Here is a 26,997-nt window from a genome sequence, read left to right as displayed (position 1 = left end):
CAGATGAAAAAACGATTTATTGCGTTATTGCTGGCTTTGACAATGCTGGTGGATTCTCCGGGCATGATCTATGCATCCCAGTTGGAATCTTCCACAGAGTACAGTAGCGGGGAAGCGGAAACTAATCCCGGGGAGACGGCAGAACCTCAGGAATTCCAGGATTTTGTTTTTGACAATGGTACGATTACCGGTTATACCGGAACTTCCAGCGAGATTGTTATTCCGGAGGAGATTGACGGCATTCCGGTGACGGAGATTGGTCTCTATGCGTTTTCGGAGATGGAGAGCATTGTCCATGTCTCTTTTCCTGCTACGCTGAAGAAAATTGGAAACGGCGCTTTCAGAAAATGCCGGAACCTGGAGGGAGAGCTTATAGTTCCGGACAGTGTGGAATATATTGGCGTGGACGCGTTTAATGAATGTACAAGTCTGACCAGTCTGTCACTGGGAAATGGGGTAAAGACAATCGAGGGCTATGCGTTTTATGGGTGTACCGGCTTTACCGGAGAACTTGTGCTGCCTGAAAACTTGGAAAAGATTGGGGAGGCTGCCTTCCGGGACTGCACTGGACTTTCCGGGACTTTGAAGCTTCCGGATACTTTGAAAACACTGGAGTCCGGTGTGTTCTACGGCTGCAGCGGATTCTCCGGGGAGCTTGACATCCCGGATCAGGTAAAGCAGCTGGAGAGTAAGACATTCTATGGGATGTCCGGAATTTCCGGGTTTTATGTCGGTGCTTCGGTTGAGCAGATTAATGTGGCGGGACCCAGCTTCCAGGCCGGAACCTTCGATGGGTGTACCGGAGCGGAATTTATAAAGTTTAGATCTTCGGTCCCTCCTGATCTGGGAGGATTGATAGAAACGTTTTCTGATATGACGTCTCTGAATCGAATCTGGGTCCCCGCAGAGAGTTATAAGGCTTATAATCTGGCCTACCAGAATTACGTGCCGGATTCGGCCAGGATCTTTACAGAGTCAAGTTCACCTTTTCTCTCTGACAATGAGGGCGTGCTCATCGGGTATGTGGGAGAGGAAGAGGTGGTCCGGGTACCTGACGGGATTACCGCCATCGGTGCCGGCGCGTTCAGGAATAATACATCAGTGAAAGAAATAGTACTTCCTGCGCAGCTCAGTTCTATAGGTAAAAATGCGTTTTCAGGCTGCACCCAGCTGGCCGAGCTTCAGTTTCTGGGAGAGGCTCCGCCGGATGTTTCAGAAAATTCGGATATTTTTCAGAATCTGGAAAGCCTTACTGCTCTGAAAGTACCCCTGGGCTTTTATGATACGTATCGAAATGCCTACGGATCCTACCTGCCTGAGAAGACTGTGCTCTCAGAAACCGGAGCAGAGGATTTTCAGATAGACGGAACTGTGCTCACCAGGTATACAGGAACAGAGAGCCAGGTGCGGATTCCGGAAGGAATTACAGAAATTGCTCCTTATGTATTTCAGAATAATGCCGCAGTTAAGAAGGTAATCTTCCCGGATTCTCTTCAGAGAATTGGAGATTACGCATTCGACGGCTGCAGCGGGCTGACTTCTCTGGAGTTGAATCAGGGCCTGCAGTCCATAGGGATCTGTGCGTTTCAGAACTGCGGCAATATAGAAGGCAGTTTCACGGTTCCGTCTTCGGTGGCAACCATTGGGGCAGGGGCTTTTTCCTGGTGCTCCGGCATAGAAACTCTGGTTCTGGAAGAGGGAATCGCATCCATTGGAGCCGAGGCTTTCCTCGGCTGCAGCGGCATCACGGGCACTCTGCGCCTTCCGGATACTCTGACTGCCATAGAAGCGAAAAGCTTTATGGACTGCAGCGGCATTGAGAATATTTTCTTACCGGGGATGCTTGAGAGAATCGGCAGACAGGCTTTTGAGAATTGTTCAGGATTCCAGGGAGAACTGATCATTCCCGACACGGTAACTACGGTTGAATATGCTGCTTTTAAAGGCATGAGCAAACTTACCGGCGTTGTGATAGGGGAAAATGCTGCGTATCTGAACAGCGGCGGATACAGCGACATTTCTCTGTTTTACGGCTGTATTTCCCTTGAAACTATAACATTTTTGGGCGCTGCGGCCCCGTACTTCGGTGCTGTGGGGGATGCCTTTTCGGGACTGACCAGTCTGAAACACCTTATTATTCCCCAGGGATCCTATGAAAGCTATATAGCTGTCTTCGGGGATGGCCTTCCAGAAGGCATTTATCCCACAGAAACCGGGGCAGAGGACTTTGTAATAGATGAAAACAGACTGATAGCCTACTTTGGGGAGGAGTCTGCAGTGCAGGTGCCGGAAGGGGTTACCTCTATCGGAACCAGTGCATTCTACAACCGCACAAAGGTTGAACAGGTGATATTGCCGGACAGCATACAGGTGATTGGAGAAAGCGCCTTTAAAGAGTGCGGGCAGCTGAAAAGTATCCGGCTGGGCAACGGCATACAGGAAATCAAAAATAGTGCATTCCGAAACTGCAGCAGCCTGGCTCAAAAGCTGGAACTGCCTCAGGGAGTTACAAAAATCGGGGACTATGCATTCTCCGGATGCGTGAAACTCAGCGGACTGGAACTGCCGGAAGGCCTCTCAGAGATAGGAATATCCGCATTTGAAAATTGTACAGGTCTGACAGGCGGCCTCAGTCTTCCGAACGGACTGGAGACGATTAAGAGCGACGCGTTTTACAACTGCTCCGGACTGAGCGGTAACCTGACGATACCTGAGACGGTTAAGACCATACAAAGCAATGCATTTGCCGGGTGTCATGGCCTGACAGGAAGGCTGATAATTCCGGACAGCGTCACAGAAATCGGGCAAAGCGCATTCTACAATTGCTCGGGTTTTACCGGCCTCACACTTTCAGAAAACTTAACAACGGTGAGATATAATACTTTTAACGGGTGTTCCGGAGTAGAAGGGCAGTTAATTATCCCTGACCGTGTTGTCACAGTGGAATACTATGCCTTCTGCGGAATGCAGCATCTGACCTCTGCCGTGATCGGATCCAATGTGGAAACACTCAATGCAGGCACTGGATATGGGGATACAACCTTCGAAGGCTGCTCCTCCCTGGAGGAAATAAAGTTTCTCGGAACCGTACCTCCTAACCTTTCAAATGGCACCTCCACGTTCCGGAATCTGCAGAGCCTGAAGAAAATTCGGGTTCCGGCAGGAACATATCAGACATATATGCAGGCCTACAATTCCTTTCTGACGGATCAGATAACACTTTTAGAAGAGGGGGCGGATGAGTTTCTGATCCGGGATCAGGTGCTGGTGAGTTACAGCGGAACAGGAACAGAAGTACAGATTCCAGGCGGCGTTACAGAGATAGGAACGGGTGCGTTCCTGAACAACGGTACTGTTCAGAAAGTACATATGCCTGATTCTGTAGTGACTGTCAGCAATAATGCGTTTAAAAACTGCGCAGAACTCAGAGAAATTAATTTCTCTGCAAATTTAAAAACTATCCGGGAGAACGCGTTCAGCAATTGCGCAAGCCTTCAAAAAATTGAGCTTAACTCTGGCCTTCGGGACATAGGGGGCTATGCCTTCTACAATTGCAGCGGTCTGAATCAGGAACTGGTGCTCCCTGATACGGTAGAAGAAATCGGAGACTATGCATTCTTTCAATGCACCAGTCTCACAGGTCTTACGCTTTCCGCAGGACTTACAAAAGTAGGTACGGGCAGCTTCTGGTACTGCAGAAACATTGCCGGAGAGCTCAGGATACCGGAATCCTTGACCTGGATCTCCAACTACAGCTTTGCCGACTGTCAGGGACTGACAGGCCTGTCGCTGCCGGACAGCATGAAGAGTATTCAAAATGGGGCATTTTCAGGCTGTACCGGGCTGTCTGGTACGCTGCGCTTTCCTGACAGCATTACCTACCTTGGGGACGAGGCTTTTTCAGGCTGCAGCGGATTAACAGGGCTGAAATTGTCTGAAAACCTGGAATCTGTTACTAATAGTGCATTCCGGGGCTGCACAGGAATAGAAGGAGAGCTTGTCATACCGGATAAAGTCACATACCTGGGATACACGGCATTTGCAGAACTCGAAAAGATTACAAGCGTGGTCATAGGAGCTAAGGTGACACTGCTTGGCGGATACGTAAATATATACGATAACAACAGCTTCCTGAACTGCACGTCTCTGGAACGGATGATTTTTAAAGGCACCACCCCTCCTGAGCTGAGATACAATACAGAAATGTTCCGGCAGCTGCCGGCGCTTAAGATACTGCAGGTACCCGGCGGCTCTTACGGCGTATACGCGGCAGCCTACGGGGATTACCTTCCGGAGGGAGTGGTAATTCATGAGGAAGGTGCAGAGGACTTTATCACAGACGGCACCGTGCTGGTTCATTATGCCGGCAGTGCAGAGGAAGTACAGGTGCCTGAAGGGATCACAGAGATAGGAACGGGAGCCTTTCTGAATAATACCTCTGTGACAAAGATAAACCTGCCTGACACCGTGGAAAAAATCGGTGCAAATGCCTTCCGCAGCTGCAGCAGTCTGAAAGAAGTCACATTCGGCAGCGGCCTTGCGGAGATCGGGGACTACGCTTTTTACCAGTGCAGAAATCTGACACAAAGGCTGGTGCTTCCGGAAGGTCTTAAAACTATCTGCACCTACGCTTTTGCAGAGTGCGGGAACATAACGGGTGTGACGCTTCCTCCGGAAATAGAACAGATCGGAAGTTATGCTTTCTACCAGTGTACAGGTATGACCGGAAATCTTACCATTCCCGGGACTTTAAAGAGAGTGGAATACAGTACCTTCGATGGCTGCAGCAGCCTTACAGGCCTTACCCTGGAAGACGGGGTGGAGGCTGTTGCCGCCTGTGCCTTCCGTGGCTGCCGGAGCATGGCGGGGGAACTGTATCTCCCGGACAGCATTACACTTCTGGACAGCGAGGCATTTTCCAGCTGCCAGAGCTTTACAAGCCTTCGTCTTTCGGAGAAATTAACCATGATTCCTTATCTCTGTTTTGCATATTGTGCGGGCCTGGAAGGGGAGATTACCATTCCCGACAGCGTAACCTCCATAGGAAACCATGCATTCTATGGCCTGTCCAATATTACAGCAGTTACCATAGGCAGAGGCGTTGCTACGATCTACAATGGAGCTGATGACAGCTGTTTCAGCGGCTGCAATACGTTGGAACAGATACGTTTCCTGGGCGATACCCCGCCGAATCTGTACAATACGTACAGCGCCTTTCGGGGACTTCCTTCGCTTTCACGTATCCTCATTCCCAGGGGAACCTACAGGGCTTATACAGATGCTACTTATGCAACCGCGCTTCCTGATACGGTCCGTATGGCAGAAGAGGGCAGCGGCGATTTCGTGATAAAGGATACAGAGCTGATCGCCTACTGCGGCACGAACGAGGAAGTAAACATTCCGGAAGGAATCACCGCAATAGGGAGAGAAGCCTTCCGGAATAATCAGGAAATCAAGAGGGTAAACTTCCCCCGATCTCTCCAAAAAATAGAGAAGAATGCTTTCAAAAACTGTACACAGCTTGCAGGCCCGTTAAAGCTGCCGGACAAGCTTACCGGAATCGGCGAGTCGGCGTTCCAGAACTGTTCGGCGCTTAGCGGTGTCCTGGCAATCCCGGACAGTGTCGCTGCAATTGATTTATATGCCTTCCAGTCCTGCAGTTCCCTTTCCGGACTGCGCCTGGGCAGCGGGATAGAAAAAATCGGCCGGAATGCTTTTGAGAACTGTACAGGTCTGAAAGGAGATCTGTACCTTCCGGACAGTCTGACAACGCTGGAGGACGCTGCTTTCAGCGGGTGCTCAGGACTGGACGGCACTCTGCGGCTATCCGGGAATCTGACAGTCATTCGTCAGAGTGTTTTTGCCAACTGCAGCAGTCTTTCAGGGGAATTGATTATTCCGGATAAAGTGAAGGAAATATACAGCTATGCCTTTTTGGGAGACGGGGAATTCACCAGTCTGACGGTTGGAAAAAACGTTCAAATCATGAATCATTCCGGCGGAAACAGCTTCTACGGATGTACGGGTATCCGCACAGTAACCTTTTTGAGCAGTCTGCCTCCGGATCTGAATGGACAGACAGACATTTTTACCGGCCAAATGACCTCGCTCACCAATATTTACGTGCTTGGAGAGTCTCTGGAGGCGTATCGCACCGCATACGGTCCTTATCTTCCTGAAAATGTGGAGCTGTCCTCCGATACCCTGAACCTGCCACCGGGCAATTTCCGGGCGGCGAATGTATACAGCAATACCGTACATCTCACCTGGAATCCCTGTGCCGGCGATCTGATTGAGGGATATTATATCTACCGGGATCAGATGGATGCGCCGGTGGCGGATCTTACTTCCTACAGCTTTACAGATACAGGTCTTACCCCGGGAAAACCGGTTACCTATTATATCTGCGGCTATACGGCAGACAAAAGAACGACAAAGATGGCGGCTCTTATGGTTACTCCGAAAGCCCCTGCGCCGGTAAAAATTACCACCGATCATATATTAAACAAAGTAAGCAGGGCAAAGAATACGCTGTATGCCAGAGCGGAGGACACGGGAAACCTGGGAGCGCTGGATGGAAAAGAAACGACGGGACAGTTTTATTATCTGGATGAACAAGGACGGGAGATATCCATCGGCGGGGCACTGACAGCCCCTGACACCTTGGAGGGAAGTACCGCAGTCTACAAAGTAAACTGGGATCTGGGCGGCATAGAAGACGGTATGTATACCGTAGGCTTCCGCCTGACCGATATTGACGGGAAAGAGGGAACGGTAACCCAGAGTATACTCTGCGACAACAAGGCGCCGGATAAAATCTCCAGCCTGGCCGCAGTGGGGGATACGAACAGGATCATTCTCTCCTGGAGCATTGCCCATGAGATTGATACGAAGCAATATTATATTTACAGAAGAAGCCAGGAAGACGGGGCCTACACCTTATATAAAAAGATATACGGCAGGGACACCCTTACCTGGACAGATACAACTGCAGAGCAGAACATAAAGTATTACTATTATATTGTGGGCGTCAATGATATGGGGCTGGAAAGCCCTCCGTCCGACACGGCGGCAGCTGTGGCACAATCCGACAAAGAGCTGCCGAGAGTGGTTAAGCTGCTGCCTGCCAACGGCAAAATCATCGGCGGCACGGCTGAACTTTATATCCAGGCGGAAGATAATGTGGCAGTGACAGAAACCCAGATTTTATTGTCAGAAGATGAGGGGGCAAACTGGACGCTTCTGGAAAAAAATCAGGCGGAGTTCTGCAGGTATCGGCTGGATACCGCCCAGTATGAAGACGGGGCAGTGCAGGTAAAAGGTCTGGCAAAGGACGCGGCGGGAAATATAAGCGACGGCCTTATCTACACATACAAGATTGACAACCGGGGACCGGAACAGGTGACAGGTCTGGAGTATGAGAGTACCGCAACCACCGTCACTCTGAAATGGAAAGATGTGGCGGACCAGGATTTCAGTTTTTTCCGTGTGGAAAGAAAGCTGGAGGACGGAAGCTATGAGACGGTGTGCGATGAGTACCGTACACTGGGCGTAAATATTACTGGACTGAAGCCGGACAGTTCTTACACCTATCGTGTGACCGCCTATGACCTCCAGGGAAACCGGGGTATTTCATCAGAAGAAATCACTGCGGCAACACAGAGTGACAGCATAGCTCCTGTCATTACCTCCATAGACCCGAAGCCCGGATACTACCGGGATGAGATACCGCTGCGTCTCACAGTATGGGACGATTCCGGTGTGGCCTCTGTAGAAATACAGACATCCACGGATATTTATAATTGGAAAACTGTGACTGAATTAGACTTCAGCGGAGATAAGCAGGAAGAAACAGCTGCCTTTCAGCTAAATGTCCGGGAGGCAGAAGAAGGCAGTCTGTATGTGAGAGGGGTGGCGGCGGACAAAGCCGGAAATACCGGCGATGCCACCATGGAAGCACCGTATGTACAATATATCGTAGATCATACACCGCCGAAAGCACCGGAAGGCCTTGCGGCTCACTCTGACGCAGGTTATATAGAACTTCGCTGGAATATGGGAGAAGAGCAGGATCTGGACGATTATCTTCTCTACCGGGCAGAGGGGAGTGACGGTGAATATCAGCTCCTGGCAGAGAAGCTGTATGCTCTGAATTATATAGACCGCACGGCAAAGACCGGGGTGGAATACCGGTACAGGCTTCAGGCAAGGGATTATGCAGGCAATAAAAGTGCATACGGAGAGGAACTGACTGCCTCAATGGCCGAGGACACGGATCCGCCTGAGATTCAGAGTGTGTATCCGGCAGACGGGGCTGTCTTAGGTCCCTCGGCCTGCACCGTAAGTGTTTTGGCAAGTGATAATTACAAATTAAAGGCTCTGGAAATCCTGTATCAGGTAAATGAGGAGACTTCCTGGAGAACTCTGAAGACAGCCGGGGATATCGACGGTTATTATAAGCAGCTGACCGCGGATCTGCCAATCAGCAGTTTGCAGGAGGAAGATTCCATCCGGCTAAAGGCTGTGGCACAGGACGCCGGGGATAATCAGACAGAGTCAGAGATTTACTCCTATACGGTGGATAAGACTCCGCCCACAATGGAAAAAATTAATGTATCCGCAGACAGTGAGAAAATCACCCTTGCCTGGACCGGAGGCCAGGAAGAAGATTTGGCGGGATACCGGATTTACCGGAAGGATGGCAAAGGGGAGTATCAGCTCATCAGCCAGAGAAGCAGGAGGGAGGCAGAGGAATACAGCTACAGCGACTACGGGGCCGAGAAAAATAATACCTACTATTATAAAGTAGAAGCCACAGATCGGTATGGAAATGCCGCGTCCAGAGAGACGGACAGCGTATGGCTGAAAGCAGACCCCCAGGTGCGGGGAGATCTGATCTGCGACCTGCAGCAGGAGGTAGGGGTAGAGTACATTTACGATGCCAGCGGTTCCGCTGCTGATCTGGAGATTGCAGACATCAGCATTGATTACGGCGACGGTACGGCAGGCACCGGTGCAAAAACAGTACACAGGTATTCTGCGGAGGGAACGTATACCGTAACACTGAAGGTGACAGACAGCAAAGGAAACACAGATACACTGGCCAAATCGGTTTGGGTAACCCAGCCAAAGCTTCTGGGGACTGTAAGGGCAAAGGTTCAGGATAACGCGGGAAATGCCCTTTCTGGTGTACCGGTATATTTTGATCTGGACCGCACGGCAGAAAATGTAAAATATACGGACACGGAGGGTTATGTTACGTTTGCAGCATCCGCCGCCTCTTATGCGGTGGGAACCTATAAAGACGGGTATCTTCCGGTAAAAAAGACAGTTGTGGTCCGGGCCAATACCACTGCGGAAGTGACGCTGACCATGGTGCATGAGCCTATTGTCACAGGAAACTTTGAAATTAACCGGATGACTCTGGATGAGATACGTGCTGCCGGAATTGATGTAAGCAAACCGGAAAACCAGCATGTAGTAAAAGTAAATATTCACCTTACCTACGGCAGCAAGCCCCTGGATATGGAACTGATAACCAACGGCAGCGAGATATTCGGAGGGGGAACCACTATCGTAGATACGGAAGAGGGAGACCGGCAGATTACGGCAAATGTCGTTCCTGCCCGGCCTGACGCAGGGGGCGGCAGCGGAACCGGCGGAGGCTTTATAGGAGGATTCGGAGGCGATGACAATGTAATCATTGCTCTGATGGATGTTCCTGTGGAGGCGTCCTGCCTGAAAGAATTTTTTGATGTTAAGCTTCATATCCTCAATCATGCATCCAAAGAATTTAACCTTTCCTCCAATCAGGTACAGCTGAATGTACCCGAAGGGCTTACCGTTGTTGACGCCATGGACAGAAGCTCTTCCTCACTGGTGAACTTCCCGGAACTTCCCGGACAGGCGGAGAAGACCCTGAGCTGGGTGCTGCGGGGAGATCAGGAAGGAAAATATGAAATATCTGCAGATTACAGCTCTGTACTTGACATGTTCCAGGCGCCCGTACAGGCCAGATTCGTGTCAGAGGAACCAATTACGGTATACGGCCTGTCCGGTTTATCCATGAAAGCTGTGATCAACAAAGATATCAGCAACGGGGCCATGTACTTTGATCTGGGCCTGTCAAACAACGGCCAGATAGATTACTACCTTCCCACCATTGATGTTATGGGGGAGATCATTAAAAGCTATAAATATGAAGAAGGCAAGGAGGAGGATGAACTGGAGGGCAGAGATGTCTCTGTTATGGCATTGAATGCCACGCTAAGCAATAGCAGCACAGAGTATTCCCAGATACTCGATCCTGACAAGGAGCTGGAAACACTCCATGCCGGAGAAACCTATATGAAACGGTATGTTGCCTACGGGGCAATTCAGGAGGAGGATCCCGCTTATATCCAGTCGGCTATTGCAGAGACTCTGACCGAGCTGTCCATACCGGTAGAGATTTCTTTCATTCAGATGAATTTGTTTGATATGAGCAGTCCGGATCAAAAAGTCAATGAACGCTGGAACAGCAATGCAGGGGAAAAGGAATTCATTATGGATATCTATAATACGAATTTCTATTACTTCATGCAGTCTATCTACGATGAGAAAGATTTCTGGAAAAATGCAGGCGAATTTCTCTACAGATCCTCAAATGTATTGTTTAAAATGGACTTCCGGGTATTTACAGATGAGGACAAGAAAAAGGTGATAGACTCTTACATCGTTCAGCTGCTGGCAGATGAGTCCTTTGACGAAGCTGTGGATCTCAGCGCACAGAAAAAATACCTGGATATGGCAAAGGGTATCATAGGAGTGCTCAAAGGATATTTGAAAGACCCGGCGGATTTGGGAGAAAAGCTGGAGATACCAGAGAGCGAGGCGCTTAAGATTATTTCAAATCTGGATATCCTGTCCGGGGATGAGGGCAGTATCCGGAAAATAGCCAAAAGTCTGGAACTGGGGGGAACCGATACATTTACCAGCCGCCTGGTGACTATGATAGCAACAGCAGGGTCAGCGGCAGCTCTGAACTCCCTTTTTCAGTCTACACGCGTAATCGAAAAAGCACAGCGGGAAGCCATGTCTAAAGAATTAAAATATATAGGAACCGCCATTGATTTGCTGGGTGACGCCGCGGACGGATGGATCTACTCCTGCGAGTTCACTAATACCCTTGTAAAGATTAACCAGAACAAGGAAGAAGCCATGTTTATTCTGGATACGGTGATCAATGCCCAGGGAATGGATGAACTGGTAGTCAAAGAGGCAAAGACGTTAAAGAAGAAAATATCAGATGAATTTGACGCCAAGGCAGAACAGACTGCAGCATTTATCAAAAGCACAGCCGTTAATATGAGCGGTACGGCACTGGAACTGGCGGTGAGCGCCTTTATTAATGCAAAATTTTTAGTTACAGGTCCTGTGGTTCTAGCCATCAAGGCAATTGTCACAGCAATATACGGCGGGCTGGAGTATCTGTTTGCCTGGGAAGCCAATGTTGAAAATCTTCAGAAACTCAGATATGCAGGGGCGCTGACGAAGGCATTCAGGGATAAGTGTCAGGAATCTTTGAACAGCTTTGACAATTTATCCGCACTCAGGTCTATGAAGTATCTGATTAAGATGAGACTGCTGGGAGAAAAGGCTTATATTACTTCAATTTCGGAAAATAAGACAGAGGAGGTGCTAAGTAATATCAACAGCGAGGCGGGGGCATCCTACAAGTCCCTAAATGAATATTATTGGGCAAAAGAATCCAGGGTTTTATATTGCCGGGATATACTGTTTAACACAACCTACCAGTCTATGGAGGTGCCTGAGGCACCTGCGGTATCTATTAATTATGAGGGCTGCTGCACGGCAGAAGCTTTCGGGAAGGATTATGAATATTCCTGGGATGGGGTTCAGTGGACAGAGGCAAACGGTCAGGCAATTCCATTTATACCAAAGGAGACCGGACAGATGCTCTGGGTGAGAAAAAAGGCATCCAGCGAAGCACCGGCGGGCAATATTACAAAAAGGGCTATTCCTTCTGCGCCATATATCACAGACGAGATTACCTGCTCTTACAAAAACGGAGCTTACACCTTCCAGGGTCTCACAGGGGGAGCCTACCAGTATCTCCTGACCGATCAGACCGAGGGATACGACTGGACGAACTGCGGAACCTTCACCTATACGGCGGGCCTCAGACTGGAGGCGCCGAAGGAGGGTACCTATTTGGTCCTGAGAAGAATGGGAAGCAATGAAGGAAGATACCTTACCTCTGTTCCCAAAAGCCTGAAGGTAAACTATCCGGTACAGATCACAGCAGCCGCCTCAGCGGGAGGCACAGCGGAGGGAACCGGAGAATACCTGGCCGGAGAGACGGCAGTACTGAAGGCGGTACCGGACAATGGCTATGAATTCCTGGGCTGGTATTACAAGAACAGCCTGGTAGCACAGACCGCAGAGTATCAGGTACAGGTGCAGGAATCCGGCACGTATGAAGCAAGATTCAAGGAAAAGGAAAAAGGAAGAGTGGTAGTGACCTGTGAACCTGCAAACAGCGGGCAGCTTACCGGCGGCGGGTATTATCAGGCGGGCGAAGAAGTGACCATATCGGCAGCTCCTCTAGCCGGCTGGGAGTTCCTGGGATGGTACCGGGACGGACAGCCCGTCACAGAGGCAGGAACCTATGCGTTCACCTGTGCGGCCGGTGAGATTAGATATACGGCCCGGTTCCGTCAGGCGGAGAAAAGGAACGTAGTGATACACAGTGAGTATCCCTTTACTGTCAACGGGAGAAAGCTCACAGAAGAAGAGTATAAAGACGGTGTCTATACCGGCGAGGGAAATACCGGGGAAACGCTTGTGTTAGAGGCAGAGAATACCAGAGGTAATTTCGCCTACTGGGCATACGGAAATGGACAGATTGTAAGCCGCAGCCCCAAGTGCACCGTGAATTTGGGCCAGGGCATGGCTCTGTATGCAGTCTATACCACGCTGGATACAGCCAGGGCAACGGTACTGTTTTTGGGATACTACGGCCAGGTCATTGAGAGCCTGGAGTGTACAGAAAAGAGCAGTATCCTGCTGCCGCCGGGACCTTCCCGTCTGGGATATACCTTTAAGGGCTGGAGTATGACAGCCGACGAGATCCGCCGGGCCATTGCGGGGGGAAGCCATTTGATAGAAGTTAAACCCGAATATGAAGAGAATAAAGCCGCTTATCTGGTGACCCTTGCGCAGGCAAACATAACCGATGCTTCCAGCGGGCCGGATGCACACGGGGCATACCCGGAAGGAACCCGTATCACCGCAGAAGCGGCAGAGCCGGAAGAAGGAAAGAAATTCTCCCACTGGGAGGATGAAAGAGGCTTCATTCACAGTTACCGCCGGGAATATACCTTTATCCTGACCGGGGATATCAGTCTGCACCCTGTTTACGCGGACAGCCAGGTAAGCACGGAGGAATCCCCGGTACTTGCCGTTACCGGCACCAGCACCTTCCTGGAGAATAAAGTCAGAAAGATGGACTTTACAGTTATCCGGGATCTTCCGGATGGATATACCTTCCTCTCTCAGGGAATGCTTTACACCACAGACGACGCGCTTGCAAAAGAAGAGACAATGGTTAAGGGGGGCGGTGCTGCAGAGGAGTTAACCGGTGCACAGGGCAGCCAGGGAACGTATCGCCTGGTTGTGAACAATGTAATCCCCGGTATCACCTATTACTGCAGAAGCTATGTAGTCTGCAGGGATGAAAACGGTCTGGATAAGGTGATTTACAGCAATATTGCCACTAATATCTTTATCGAGGAGCGGCCAGTGCTTCTCCTGTCGGACACAAAGGCCTATGAGGAGGATGGAACCAGAAAACTATCCTTTACCTCGGTCAGAACTGTGCCGGAAGACTGCAGACTTTTGGAACTTGGGTTTGTATATACCACAGACGGCACCCAGGCCGGAGAGGACGAACTGGTTCTGGAAAATGAAAGGCTGAGCAGATATCAGGCGGGCTTTACGTCCCCTGACGGCATCTTTACACTGGCCCTTCGAAATGCGAAGCCAGGAGTGAGATGCTACTGCAGGGCCTACCTGATTTACACGGACAGAGATGGGAATCAGCACACCGTATACAGCAATACAGCACAAAACGTGTACTTGGAAAACTAGACAGAAGAGAGGGCCGGGCAGACACTCTGGGTGCGTCTGTCCGGCCCGGGAAATTGAGGACGGAATATGAAATCAATCAGGCAAAACAAAATATGGGCAGCACTGCTGCTGGGAGTTCTTCTTGGGGGACTGTCTGCAGGGAATGTGTATGCACAGACAGACTACAGCGAAGGATATTTTATTTATCAGGATTGGGGGACTTATGCCTCTGTAAAAGAATACTTTGGGGAAGAGAGCAGGGTTGTCATACCGGCGGCTCTGGGAGGAAAGCCTGTGGCAGAGATTGAGGCAGAAGCTTTCTCCGGGGCAGAGACGGTAAAAGAACTGGTCATCCCAGATACGGTAGTAACCATAGGAGAAGGAGCCCTGGATGGGATTCCCAGGATAGAGTATCAGACCTCAGAGGAGCCTGAAAATCAGCCGGAAGGGGAAGATGCCCCCAATCCGGGGGAACAGCCTGTCCCGCTGCAGGAAGACAAAGAGATCCCGAAAGAAGAACCTGGAGCAGATGCGGGAGAGCCTTGGAAGTCTCAGAGCGGGGCCCAAAATGAGGAGACGCCTTCCGGCGGAAGCACAAACGGTGAAAATGGCGGGAACACGCCGGCCAGTGAAGAGTACTCATTGGACTGGAAGGAGGATAATGTCCAGGTTACAGAAGATGGATACGGAATTATGCTCCTGGAAGAAAACGGCGCAGATGCCGCTGCCGCTGAGCGGGGGACGGCGGAAGCTGACGCTCCTCTTGATAAGGACACTGCAGCCGCCTGTGTATGGATTTTCGCCGTTTCTGCAGTTATGCTGATGGGAATAGGGATTTTTGTAAAGAAAAAGAAGCTGGTATGAGTAAGAGAAGTACTGGGCAAAGAAGCTTGCCGGGATCTAAAGCTTCCTTCTTTTTTTCATCCCGGCAAGAATCAGAATCCTGGCCTTCTCTGCCTCTTCCTTTGTGGCCTCTCTGGTATCCCCGAGAGGGTAAGGGATTTGTAAAGCCTCGTATTTTGCCTTCCCCATAGAGTGATAGGGAAGCACATCCAGGGCCTGTACACAGGAATATTCCCCAATGGCATAGCCCAGAGCGCAGAGCTGGGAGGGGGAATCGGTGATCCCGGGCACCAGCACATGACGGATCCATACAGGTATCTTTTTTTCATCCAGATGCCTGAGGAAGTGCAGCACAGGCTGGTTGGAACGGCCGGTCAGGGCCTGGTGGGATGCGTCGTCTATCTGTTTGAGGTCAAGAAGGACCAGATCCGTAGCCGCAAGCAATTGGTCAATTTTTTTGGAGGCAGAGGAACTGCCCTCCCTGGGATAAGTGATTCCGGAGGTATCCAGACAAGTGTGGATGCCTCTTTTTTTTGCCGCGGCAAAGAGTTCTGTGAGAAAATCCAGCTGCAGCATGGGTTCTCCCCCGGTGGCAGTGATGCCTCCCTTTTTATAGAAAGACATATTCTTCTCATAAATATCCAGAATTTCCTCAGCGCTCATACGGGTTCCTTTTTTTACTGCCCAGGTATCGGGATTATGGCAGTACAGGCACCGCAGAGGACAGCCCTGAAAAAAGATTACCAGCCGGATGCCCGGGCCGTCCATGGAGCCGAAGGTTTCCAGTGAGTGGATATACCCGGTCATATGCCCTCGTGGAAGGTGCGGGAGATGACGTCGTCCTGCTGTTCTTTGGTCAGCTTAATAAAATTAACCGCATATCCCGATACCCGGACAGTGAGCTGTGGATAGAGTTCCGGGTGTTTCTGGGCATCCAGAAGCATCTCCCTGTCCAGCACATTGACGTTCAGGTGATGTCCTCCTTTTTCTGCATATCCGTCTAACAGAGTGACAAGATTGTCGATTTGCTGTGTACTTGCTTTCATAATTTATAATCCTCCAGTAATTTTTTTCTTATATAGTTCCGTTTGTGTTTTTCAGATCCTCATCCAGCTGTTTCAGGTCAATATCCAGTCCCTCCTCCAGATTTGGAATCCGGCAGGCGCTGTCCAGACAGTCCAGCTGCAGATCCAGATCTCCCGCGAACACTTTGTCATCCTTGCCCAGGGCACCCGGTATTACGGTAAAGGTATTGGATATGCCGTCCTGGGCATCCATAAAGGGCAGCTTGGATACGGACGACAGAGAGGAGACTGCTCCCCGGGCGTCTCTGCCGTGCATAGGGTTGGCTCCGGGAGCGAAGGGCTGGCCGGCTTTCCTTCCGTCAGGGGTGGACCCAGTGGCTTTTCCATAAACCACATTAGAAGTAATGGTCAGGATGGAAGTGGTTGGAATACTGTCACGGTAGGTATGGTTTCCCTTGATATACTTCATAAATTTGCGCACCAGCTGGCCTGCGATACTGTCTACCCGGTCGTCATCATTCCCGTATTTTGGAAAATCCCCTTCTACCTGATAATCCACGGCTAATCCCTGTTCGTTTCGGACGGCTTTTACTCTGGCATACTTTATGGCCGACAGAGAGTCTGCCACCACAGACAGGCCGGCAATGCCTGTTGCGAACCAGCGGGTTACCTCTTTATCGTGAAGCGCCATCTGCAGTCTTTCATAACTGTATTTATCGTGCATATAGTGGATAATGTTGAGGGTATTCACATAGACTCCCGCCAGCCATTTCATCATATCATCATAGCGTTCCATTACTTCCTCATAGCTGAGATACTCAGAAGTGATGGGGCGGTATCTGGGACCTACCTGTTTCCCTGTAACTTCATCCACGCCCCCGTTGATTGCATACAGAAGGCATTTGGCCAGATTCGCTCTGGCGCCGAAAAACTGCATTTCTTTGCCGATACGCATGGAAGAGACACAGCAGGCAATGGCATAGTCATCCCCGTGGGTCACCCGCATCAGATCGTCATTTTCGTACTGAATAGAGGAAGACTCAATGGAAGTTTTTGCACAGAATCTCTTAAAGTTTTCCGGCAGACGCACAGACCACAGCACGGTGAGATTAGGCTCCGGCGAGGTTTCCAGGTTGGAGAGGGTGTGGAGAAAGCGGAAAGACATCTTTGTTACCAGGGGGCGGCCGTCAATCCCTACCCCGCCGATGGACTCTGTCACCCAGGTGGGGTCTCCGGAGAACAGAGCATTGTACTCCGGCGTGCGTGCGAATTTTATCAGACGCAGTTTCATAATAAAATGATCTACAAACTCCTGAATTTGACACTCTGTAAAGGTCCCTGACTGCAAATCCCGCTCTGCGTAGATATCCAGGAAGGTTGAAGTGCGTCCCAGAGACATGGCAGCTCCGTTTTGCTCTTTGACAGCTGCCAGGTAGCCGAAGTACAGCCACTGGATGGCCTCCTGAAGGTTCTCTGCCGGCCGGGAAATATCAAAACCGTAGATATGCCCCAGTTCTTCCAGCTCTTCGAGAGCCCGCACCTGCTCCATCAGCTCCTCCCGCTCCCGGATGACCTGGGAATACATGACGGTCCGGGTGCTGTTCCACTGATCCTTTTTATCTTCAATGAGTCTTTGGGTTCCGTACAGGGCAACTCGCCGGTAGTCTCCGATGATCCGCCCTCTGCCATAGGCATCCGGCAGTCCTGTGATGATATGAGAAGAGCGGCAGGCGCGCATCTCAGGCGTGTAAGCGTCAAATACCCCCGCATTGTGTGTCTTTCTGTGCTTGGTGAAGAATTCTGAAATCTCCGGATCTACCTGATATCCATTGTCCTGGCAGGCCTTCTGTGCCATCCGGATTCCCCCGTAAGGCTGAAGCGCCCGTTTAAAGGGCTTGTCTGTCTGAAACCCTACAATGGTTTCTTTTTCTTTGTCCAGATATCCCGGTCCGTGGGAGGTAATAGTGGAAATGATTTGTGTATCCATGTCCAGTACGCCTCCGGCCTTTCGTTCCTTTTCCGACAAATCCATGACCTGTCTCCAGAGCTGTTCTGTGGCTGGGGAGGGACCCTCAAGGAAGGAATCATCCCCCTCATAGGGGGTGTAGTTGCGCTGAATAAAGTCCCGGACATCAATTTCCTGTGTCCAGTTTCCCGGGGTAAAGCCGTTCCATGAAGTTTGCATAGTAAGTCAGCCTCCTTTTTGCAATATATGGTTTATTTGGTGGTTTCCAATTCTTGTTAAAAATATAACATAATTCTTTCAAGTACAGAATACCAGAAGAAATGCCTTTGCGGATGTTTAAAATTGCGTACATAAGGAAAATAATAGAGAAAAATTATCAAGATTAGAAAAAAACTGGAAATACACGGTTTTTACTCTATAGTATCCCCAGTCCGGGAAAGAAATTTTGAGGTAAATGCAGGTATATTTACCAGAATTTAGCAGATGTAATGCAGACAACTAAAGTGCGGCATTCGACGTGCATCCGCCTCCGGGAGTTTGGCGCTCTTTTTTTCGGTACTTTAGGGGCGTACATCCCATAGCCTCTGTGAACACATGAGAAAAGTGGCTGCTGGAAGAGAAGCCGATGCTAAGCGCAATGTCCAGCACGCTTTTCTCCGTATGGGCAAGCTGGTATTCTCCCATGCGGATCCTATAGGCATTCAGGTATTCTCCCGGGGACTGCCGGATGACCTTCTGAAAGTCTCTGCAGCATTCACTGCGGCTGACACAGGCGGCTTTTGCAATATCCTCCAGATATATTTTATGGGGATATTCTCTGTGAATAAATTCCATGGCAGACTTTACCCTCTGATAACATAAGTCTGAGACAGGGGATTCCCGCTCCGGCACAGAGGAGAGATTCCTGAGAAGTGCAAGTCCGGTCCGCTGGAGAAGAATCTGCAGCTCCCACTGATAACCCACAGGACGCTCGCAGTCACACGCATACATCCTGCGGATACAGGACAGAGGCTCCCGGTGCCAGTCTGCCGACCCGTCCAGGAGAAAAAAGTCTTTCCTGGCATTCCACAGGGCGGACGCATAGTTTCCATCCACCACACCTCCGGGGAGTCCGTGAAAGAGATAGGGATCCGCCAGGATGGCACAGTATTCACTTCCTCTCATCATCTGGTAGGGATAGATCTGGTGAAGCAGGCTGGCAGGCACCATCCCGCCCTGTCCGGGTCCGATGAGATAGGAGCCGGACCCTGCGTACAGTTCAATCTGCCCTTCCAGGACATAGATTAGCTCGGCCTCTTTATGCCAGTGCCAGGAAATAGAACGGTTCGGGTACAGATCCAGAACATCCAGATACACTTCCATAGGGAATCCGGGTGTCCCGTGGCAAGTCACCTCCTCCAGATTCCCGTTGATTTCGATATAATTCAGCTGCATAATGAGCCCTCCTTCTCCTATGGTACGATTCTGTTATTTTTAGCGATTATCCTGGTAGATCCCCTTTATAGAAATGATTATAATGAAAAAACAATACTTTTACAACAGGGGGAAATACATATGACGAAAAGAATTGCACTGACCCTGGCCGGGATTTTGCTGGTGTACGGATCTGTGGCATTTGCCATCAAAGCCGGGATTGGGGTTCTGCCTGTGGATGCAGCCATCACCACCCTGGCAGGCCTTCTGCATATGAAGGTGGGGACGTTTTCCATGATTTTTCATGGAAGCTTTTTTATTGGGCAGATTTTGATAGAAAGGAGAAATTTTAAGAAAATTCAGTTTTTGCAGATTGGATATCTTGTATTTGGGGGCTCTATTTTGAATTTTATGCTGTATACAGTGCTGGGAGGCGTTTCCTTTTCCTGGTATCCGGCGCGTCTCATAATCTGTGTACTGGCCTTCTTTGTCAGTGCCTTTGGGTGCACACTGGTTCTGGAGATGAAAGTGATCCGCACTCCTTTGGAAGGCTTTATCCAGATGGCAGCAGAACGGATAGGCATCACAATGGGGCGGCTGCGTCAGAAGACAGATGTGGGTCTGGTGGTGCTCACAGTTGTTCTCACTCTGATCTTTCATACGCCCTGGACCCTGCGGGAGGGAACCGTGATCGCTGCACTGATCTTCGGGCCTTTTATGGATTTTCACAGCAGCTGGATCTGCAAGGTGCTGTACAGAACAGAAAAAATTCCGGCAGAAAATTAAAAAATATGATTGTCAAGAAAAAACACTTGACAACTGAAAAGGTATCAGTTATGATGTCTAAGGTGATTACACATGGAAAAAATTGTAGAACAGGCTTTGTTATATGACTTTTACGGGGAGCTTCTCACAGAACACCAGAGAAGAATCTATGAGGATGTGGTGCTGAATGACTATTCTCTCAGCGAAGTTGCTGAGGTTCTGGGAATCAGCCGTCAGGGAGTTCACGATAACGTAAAGCGCTGTCATAAGATATTGAAAGATTACGAAGAAAAGCTCCATCTGGTGGCTAAGTTCGAATCTGTGAAACATAAGGTGAATGAGATTCACCAGTTGACAAAAGACTGCGAAGCATTGGACAAAAAAGAATTAGCAGACCGTGTGGAAGCCATTTCCCACGAGATATTAGAGGAGTTATAGTGCATGGCATTTGAAAGTTTAACCGATAAACTACAGAATGTGTTCAAGAACTTAAGAAGTAAAGGGCGTCTCACAGAAGCAGATGTCAAGACGGCTCTCAAAGAAGTTAAGATGGCGCTTCTGGAGGCGGATGTCAGTTATAAGGTGGTCAAGCAGTTCATGAAAGCCGTACAGGAACGTGCGGTGGGACAGGATGTTATGACGGGGCTGAATCCCGGTCAGATGGTAATTAAGATTGTGAACGAAGAGCTGGTCAGACTTATGGGCAGCGAGACCACAGAGATTGCATTCAAACCGGGCAATGAGATAACAGTACTGATGATGGTGGGGCTTCAGGGCGCCGGCAAGACAACAACAACGGCAAAGCTGGCAGGGAAGCTGAAAGCAAAGGGAAAGAAACCACTGCTGGTGGCCTGTGACGTATACCGTCCGGCGGCTATCACACAGCTTCAGGTGAACGGTGAAAAGCAGGGCGTTGATGTATTTGCCATGGGCGACAAGCAAAAACCTGTGAATATCGCCAAAGCTGCTCTGGAATATGCTAAGGTTAACAGCTATAATACTGTGCTTATCGATACTGCCGGGCGTCTTCACATTGACGAAGATATGATGGCGGAGCTGGAAGAGATTAAGTCAAATCTGACCGTGGATCAGACCTTGCTCGTGGTAGATGCCATGACAGGCCAGGATGCGGTGAATGTGGCCGAGACCTTCAGTGAAAAGGTAGGCATTGACGGAGTTGTGCTCACCAAACTGGACGGTGATACCAGAGGCGGTGCTGCACTTTCCATTAAAGCAATCAGCGGAAAGCCTATCTTATATGTGGGTATGGGAGAAAAACTTTCCGATCTGGAACAGTTTTATCCGGAGCGGATGGCTTCCAGGATTCTGGGGATGGGGGATGTCATGAGCCTCATTGAGAAAGCCCAGGCCAACATTGATGAAGAAAAAGCAAAGCAGATGGAGCAGAAGATTAAGAAAGCTTCCTTCGGCTTTGATGATTATCTGGAGAGTATGAACCAGATGAAGAATATGGGAGGTATCTCCAGTGTTCTCAGTATGCTTCCTGGCATGAGCGCACAGATGGGAGATATCGAGAGTATGGTTGATGAGAAAGAGCTGGCCAGAAAAGAAGCCATGATACTTTCCATGACCCCTCAGGAGCGGGCCAACCCCGATATCCTGAATGTATCCAGAAAGAACCGGATCGCCAGAGGCGCCGGCGTGGATATCAGCGAAGTTAACCGTATGGTAAAGCAGTTTGAACAGGCAAAAAAGATGATGAAGCAGATGCCCGGCCTCATGGGAGGCAAAGGCGGCAAAAAATTCGGTAAAAGAGGCGGCTTTAAGCTACCCTTTTAGATATATGGAAAAAAACAAAGGAGGTGAAAGATAAATGGCAGTTAAAATCAGATTAAGAAGAATGGGACAGAAAAAGGCTCCTTTCTATAGAATCGTTGTTGCGGATTCCAGATCCCCGAGAGACGGTAAGTTCATCGAAGAGATCGGAACCTACGACCCAACTTGTGACCCAAGCGTTTACAAGGTAGACGAAGAGGCAGCTAAGAGATGGTTAGCAGACGGTGCACAGCCTACGGAAACTGTAGGTAAGATCTTCAAAATGGCTGGTATTGAAAAATAAGGGTCTCGGAGGTGTGTGATGAAAGAACTGGTAGAAGTAATTGCAAAGTCTCTGGTAGAACATCCTGAAGAAGTTATTGTAACAGAAACAGAAGAGGATGATTCTGTTTTAGTAGAACTGCGCGTGGCACCCTCTGATATGGGCAAGGTAATTGGCCGTCAGGGGCGGATTGCCAAAGCACTTCGTACTGTAGTAAAAGCCGCATCTTCCAAGAGTGATAAAAAGGTTGTTGTAGATATTCTGCAGTAGCCGGGTGTCAATTGGAGACGGAGAATGAAACAGGGGACAGGGATGATAAGATCCCCGTCCTTCTTTTTTCTTTCTATTCAGGGCATGAAGGACAGGAAAAACAAAGGAACAGGTATATAATATGGAAGAATTATTACAGGTAGGGGTGATCTCTTCCACCCACGGAATCCGCGGAGAGGTAAAGGTATACCCCACAACTGATGATGTGAATAGATATAAAGAACTAAAAAATGTGATTCTGGATACCGGAAGGGAGCAGATCCCCCTGGAGATCCAGGGAGTCAAGTTTTTCAAACAGTTTGCAATTCTGAAGTTTAAAGGAATAGACTCAATCAATGAGATAGAAAAATATAAAGGGAAAAGCCTCTGGATTACCAGAGCAGACGCACTGCCCCTGGGGGAGGATGAGTATTATATTGCAGATCTCCTGGATATGAAGGTGTATCTGGAGGACGGCAGCTTTTTCGGAGTCTTAAAAGACGTTATAGAGACAGGCGCCAATGATGTTTATGCCATAGAGACAGAGGATGGTAAGGAAGTGCTGGTACCTGCGATTCATGACTGTATCCTGGAAGTAGACGTAGAGAACAGAAGGATGGAGATCCATCTCCTGGACGGTCTGCTTTAGAGGCTGAGGAGGGTAAGATGAAGTTTCATGTGTTAACCTTGTTCCCTGAGATGATACTTCAGGGGCTTAATACCAGTATCACAGGACGGGCCATTGACAGCGGATATATTTCTCTGGAAGCTGTGAATATCAGGGATTTTGCTGAAAACAAACATAACCGGGTGGATGATTATCCCTATGGAGGGGGAGCAGGTATGGTGATGCAGGCAGGTCCTGTCTGCAAAGCTTACGAGTCTGTAGCCGGGGATATGGAGAAAAAACCAAGAGTTATCTATCTGACTCCCCAGGGAAGCGTATTTACCCAGGCAATGGCAAAAGAACTGGCCGGGGAGGAAGAACTTGTATTTCTGTGCGGCCACTACGAGGGGATTGATGAGAGAGTGTTGGAGGAGATAGTGACAGACCCGGTCTCTATAGGAGATTATGTCCTGACCGGAGGTGAGCTTCCGGCTATGGTCATGATAGATGCCATATCCCGTCTGGTTCCCGGTGTGCTGAGCAATGAGGAGTCCGCACAATTTGAATCCTTTCAGGACAGCCTGCTGGAGTATCCCCAGTACACCCGTCCGGCCGTATGGAGGGAAAAAGAAGTGCCTCCTGTTCTTTTGTCCGGCCATCATCAGAATGTGGAAAAATGGCGGAGGGAGCAGTCTGTGATCCGCACGGCCAAAAGAAGGCCGGATCTGCTGAAAACGGCGGAGCTGACCCCGTCCGAGCAAGCGTTAGCTGAAAAAATGCTTGCAAAAAAAGAAGATTTATAGTATAATTACTAGCGTTGTGAATAAAAGAGATGGTCCTCTGTTACGGAAGGTATTAAGAACATCCAAATGAGTTAAGGAGAGAAAACAAATGAACGAAATCATTAAGAACATCGAAGCTGCTCAGATGAAAGCAGAAGTGCCTGAGTTCAACGTAGGCGACACAGTAAGAGTACACGGCAAGATCAAAGAGGGTAACCGCGAGAGAGTCCAGGTATTCGAGGGAATCGTAATTAAAAAGCAGGGCGGAAGCGTTAGAGCAACTTTCACTGTAAGAAAGAATTCCAACGGTGTAGGCGTAGAAAAGACATGGCCGCTGCATTCTCCTAACGTAGTAAAAGTAGATGTAGTGCGCAGAGGTAAGGTAAGACGTGCAAAACTGTACTACTTAAGAGACCGCGTAGGTAAGAGAGCTAAGGTAAAAGAATTAGTAAAATAAGAAGTAAGATAACAGGGACAAATACATCAGGTATGTGTCCCTGTTTCTGAATTATGAGGAAAATGCTTTGAAGAAAAAACTATTTGCCGGTTCAAAAGGTACAACAGAGAATAAAAAAATGAAGAGCATCCTTCTGTGGGTGTTTGAGATTGCCGTGGTTCTGGTTCTGGCTGCTGTTGTTTCTATTTTCTTCTGCCAGAGCATTGTCATGCAGGAGGGATCTATGGAGCCAACCCTGGCCACCCAGGACAAGATTCTGATCAATAAAGTGATTTATAAGATAAAAGATCCCCAGAGAGGGGACATCATTGCCTTTAAAAACAGCCCGGAGGATCATGCCAGCATTCATATTAAACGAGTGATCGGACTCCCCGGGGAAAAGATCCAGATCAAGGACGGACAGATCCTGATTAACGGAAAGACGTATATGGAAAAAAAGGATTTCCCCCAGATTTCAAACGGAGGTCTCGCCGAACAGACGATCACCCTGGGAAAAGATGAGTATTTTGTATTGGGTGATAACCGCAACAACAGTGAGGACAGCCGGTACGGCGATGTGGGAAATGTAAAGAAAAAATATATTGTAGGAAAGCTGTGGTTTGTAATTTCCCCTCGGAGCAAATTCGGCTTTTTGGAGAGCTGAGAGGAGAACACCGTATGAATTTTCAATGGTATCCCGGTCATATGACAAAAGCAAAGCGTATGATGCAGGAAAATATAAAACTGATAGATCTTATCATTGAGCTGGTAGATGCCAGAGTGCCGTTATCCAGCAGAAATCCTGACATTGATGAGCTGGGAAAGAATAAGGCACGTCTCATCCTGCTGAACAAAGCAGATTTGGCGGACGAGCGCGCCAACGATGCCTGGATGAAGTATTTTCAGGAAAAAGGATATTACGTGGCAAAGATCAATTCCAAAGCAGGGACGGGAATTAAAAGCCTGAACGGCATAATACAGGAAACATGCAAGGAAAAGCTGGAGAGGGACAGACGAAAAGGCATTAAAAACCGCCCCATCCGGGCCATGGTGGTGGGAATCCCCAACGTGGGTAAGTCTACGTTTATCAATGCCCTTGCAGGAAAATCATGCACGAAGACAGGTAATAAGCCCGGTGTGACAAAAGGAAAGCAGTGGATCCGCCTCAACAAAGGGGTGGAGCTTCTGGATACGCCGGGAATCCTCTGGCCCAAGTTTGAAGATCAAACCGTAGGGCTGAAACTGGCTACCATCGGCTCCATTAAAGATGAACTGCTGAATATTGAGGAATTGTCTCTGGAACTGCTGAAGTTCCTCGGAAATAGGTATTCCGGGGTTTTAAACGGCCGGTATGAGATTGAAGAGTGCCCGGACGGACTGCAGATGCTCAATGCCATCGCCATGAACAGAAAATGCCTGAAAAAGGGCGGAGAACTGGACTATCCAAAGGCAGCCGGCCTGATTCTGGATGACTTCCGCAGCGGCAAAATCGGGCGGATCACCCTGGAGTTCCCTGCGGAGCAGACAGAAGAGACACAGGAACAGTGAGGTTTTAGCAGATGAAAACAATAGGAGAAATCAAGGCGGAATTCGCCGCCGCAGGAGAGGAGCAAAAAAGAGAGCTCTGCGGAATCTATGCGGCGGATCCCAGGGCCGGAGTGAAAGCCCTGATTCAGAAGGTTAAAAAGGACGGGGAAAAGCTGGAAGCAGAGAGAGCCCGGATCCGCCTTATGTCTGTATACGAAGAGAAATACGGCGATCTGGGACTGGTCTGCGGCATCGATGAAGTGGGAAGAGGACCTCTGGCCGGACCTGTGGTCGCCGGGGCAGTGATTCTGCCCAGAGACAAGGAGATTCTATGGCTGAATGACTCTAAAAAGCTTTCTGCCGCCAGGCGGGAGGAGCTGTATCAGGTGATTATGGAGGAGGCGGTGGCAGTTGGCCTGGGAATGGCAGGTCCTGCCAGGATTGATGAGATCAACATCCTCCAGGCCACCTATGAGGCCATGCGTGAGGCGGTATCGAATCTGAAGACAGTGCCCCAGATCCTTTTAAATGACGCAGTGACGATTCCGGAGATTATCATTCCTCAGGTACCTATTATAAAAGGAGACGCGAAAAGTATCTCCATTGCAGCTGCCAGCATAGTGGCAAAGGTAACCCGGGACCGGATGATGGAAGAATATGACCAGGTAATGCCGGAATATGATTTTGCCTCTAACAAAGGCTATGGCTCCGCCCGTCACATAGAGGCTCTGAAACAGTATGGACCGAGTCCCATCCACAGACGGAGTTTCATACATAATTTTGTATCATAGAATCAGGGATCAGAGGAAGAGTTTAAAACTATATGAGAGAAAACACCCGTAAAACCGGAACGCAGTATGAGGAGCTTGCCGCCCGTTATCTCGCAGAGCAGGGATACCGGATCCTGACAAAGAATTACCGCTGCGCGCTGGGGGAGATTGATATCATCGCCAGGGACGGCAGGTATCTGTGTTTTGTGGAGGTAAAATACAGAACCTCGGTGAGGCAGGGAGGGCCTCTTTTGGCAGTGAACAGCAGTAAACAGAGAAGAATCTGCAGGACGGCATCGTATTATCTGACAGGCAGGGGGCTGGGAGAGTTTGTTCCCTGCCGTTTTGATGTGGTGGGAATCACGCCGGCGGAGATTTTTTTGATTAAAGATGCATTTCCCTTCCATATATAAGAGCAGGCAGGA

The 26,997-nt window shown here is 49.4% G+C and carries 18 protein-coding genes; 14 read left to right on the top strand and 4 right to left on the bottom strand.

Annotation, left to right across the window (positions count from 1 at the left end):
• Nucleotides 1-3: 3 nt before the first annotated feature.
• On the top strand, nt 4-14,151 hold the full coding sequence (locus tag ACGHCT_RS14100; RefSeq protein ID WP_390436417.1) for a leucine-rich repeat protein: 14,148 nt from the start codon (nt 4-6) through the stop codon (nt 14,149-14,151).
• A gap of 66 nt (nt 14,152-14,217) precedes the next feature.
• A complete protein-coding gene (locus ACGHCT_RS14095) occupies nt 14,218-14,994 on the top strand; it encodes a hypothetical protein (RefSeq protein WP_390436415.1) in 777 nt (258 codons plus the stop codon).
• A gap of 36 nt (nt 14,995-15,030) precedes the next feature.
• On the opposite strand, the gene pflA is transcribed toward ACGHCT_RS14095, so the two are convergent.
• The 4 genes from pflA to ACGHCT_RS14075 all read right to left on the bottom strand — a co-directional run bounded on the left by pflA (nt 15,031) and on the right by ACGHCT_RS14075 (nt 19,398).
• A complete protein-coding gene (gene pflA / locus ACGHCT_RS14090; protein ID WP_072852943.1) occupies nt 15,031-15,780 on the bottom strand; it encodes a pyruvate formate-lyase-activating protein in 750 nt (249 codons plus the stop codon).
• A complete protein-coding gene (gene grcA3, locus ACGHCT_RS14085) occupies nt 15,777-16,019 on the bottom strand; it encodes an autonomous glycyl radical cofactor GrcA3 (RefSeq protein ID WP_072852945.1) in 243 nt (80 codons plus the stop codon). The genes pflA and grcA3 overlap by 4 nt, the downstream gene beginning before the upstream one ends.
• A 28-nt stretch (nt 16,020-16,047) precedes the next feature.
• Nucleotides 16,048-18,183, bottom strand: coding sequence for a formate C-acetyltransferase (gene pflB, locus ACGHCT_RS14080; RefSeq protein ID WP_390436412.1), 2,136 nt, complete (start codon nt 18,181-18,183; stop codon nt 16,048-16,050).
• A 279-nt stretch (nt 18,184-18,462) separates the two neighbouring features.
• Complete coding sequence (locus ACGHCT_RS14075; protein WP_072852949.1) at nt 18,463-19,398, bottom strand: AraC family transcriptional regulator; 936 nt, start codon at nt 19,396-19,398, stop codon at nt 18,463-18,465.
• A gap of 120 nt (nt 19,399-19,518) precedes the next feature.
• On the opposite strand from ACGHCT_RS14075, the gene ACGHCT_RS14070 reads away from it, so the two are divergent.
• The 12 genes from ACGHCT_RS14070 to ACGHCT_RS14015 all read left to right on the top strand — a co-directional run bounded on the left by ACGHCT_RS14070 (nt 19,519) and on the right by ACGHCT_RS14015 (nt 26,985).
• A complete protein-coding gene (locus tag ACGHCT_RS14070; RefSeq protein ID WP_390436409.1) occupies nt 19,519-20,163 on the top strand; it encodes a hypothetical protein in 645 nt (214 codons plus the stop codon).
• Between the two features lie 72 nt (nt 20,164-20,235).
• Nucleotides 20,236-20,580 carry a YlxM family DNA-binding protein gene (gene ylxM, locus ACGHCT_RS14065; RefSeq protein WP_072852953.1) on the top strand — a complete coding sequence of 115 codons (345 nt, stop codon included), beginning with the start codon at nt 20,236-20,238 and terminating at the stop codon, nt 20,578-20,580.
• 3 nt (nt 20,581-20,583) lie between these two features.
• Nucleotides 20,584-21,942, top strand: a complete 1,359-nt coding sequence (gene ffh / locus ACGHCT_RS14060; protein ID WP_072852955.1) for a signal recognition particle protein — start codon at nt 20,584-20,586, stop codon at nt 21,940-21,942.
• A gap of 34 nt (nt 21,943-21,976) precedes the next feature.
• Complete coding sequence (gene rpsP, locus ACGHCT_RS14055; RefSeq protein WP_072852957.1) at nt 21,977-22,222, top strand: 30S ribosomal protein S16; 246 nt, start codon at nt 21,977-21,979, stop codon at nt 22,220-22,222.
• Between the two features lie 18 nt (nt 22,223-22,240).
• Nucleotides 22,241-22,471, top strand: a complete 231-nt coding sequence (locus tag ACGHCT_RS14050) for a KH domain-containing protein (RefSeq protein WP_072852959.1) — start codon at nt 22,241-22,243, stop codon at nt 22,469-22,471.
• A gap of 121 nt (nt 22,472-22,592) precedes the next feature.
• Entirely contained in the window at nt 22,593-23,099 is a 507-nt protein-coding gene (rimM, locus tag ACGHCT_RS14045; protein ID WP_072852961.1) for a ribosome maturation factor RimM, read from the top strand.
• Between the two features lie 17 nt (nt 23,100-23,116).
• The gene (trmD, locus tag ACGHCT_RS14040) at nt 23,117-23,860 is read left to right on the top strand and encodes a tRNA (guanosine(37)-N1)-methyltransferase TrmD (RefSeq protein ID WP_390436406.1); all 744 of its coding nucleotides are present in this window, start codon (nt 23,117-23,119) and stop codon (nt 23,858-23,860) included.
• Nucleotides 23,861-23,948: 88 nt separating this feature from the next.
• Entirely contained in the window at nt 23,949-24,296 is a 348-nt protein-coding gene (gene rplS / locus ACGHCT_RS14035) for a 50S ribosomal protein L19 (protein ID WP_072852965.1), read from the top strand.
• Between the two features lie 67 nt (nt 24,297-24,363).
• A complete protein-coding gene (lepB, locus tag ACGHCT_RS14030; RefSeq protein ID WP_072853029.1) occupies nt 24,364-24,939 on the top strand; it encodes a signal peptidase I in 576 nt (191 codons plus the stop codon).
• A 14-nt stretch (nt 24,940-24,953) separates the two neighbouring features.
• A complete protein-coding gene (ylqF, locus tag ACGHCT_RS14025) occupies nt 24,954-25,823 on the top strand; it encodes a ribosome biogenesis GTPase YlqF (RefSeq protein ID WP_390436403.1) in 870 nt (289 codons plus the stop codon).
• A gap of 11 nt (nt 25,824-25,834) precedes the next feature.
• Complete coding sequence (locus tag ACGHCT_RS14020) at nt 25,835-26,593, top strand: ribonuclease HII (protein ID WP_390436401.1); 759 nt, start codon at nt 25,835-25,837, stop codon at nt 26,591-26,593.
• A gap of 32 nt (nt 26,594-26,625) precedes the next feature.
• Nucleotides 26,626-26,985 carry a YraN family protein gene (locus tag ACGHCT_RS14015; protein WP_072852971.1) on the top strand — a complete coding sequence of 120 codons (360 nt, stop codon included), beginning with the start codon at nt 26,626-26,628 and terminating at the stop codon, nt 26,983-26,985.
• Nucleotides 26,986-26,997 lie beyond the last annotated feature (12 nt).

The organism is Lactonifactor longoviformis (genome assembly GCF_042848515.1).
Classification (GTDB): Bacteria; Bacillota; Clostridia; order Lachnospirales; family Lachnospiraceae; genus Lactonifactor; species Lactonifactor longoviformis.
This window is presented reverse-complemented; position numbering and strand designations above follow the sequence as displayed.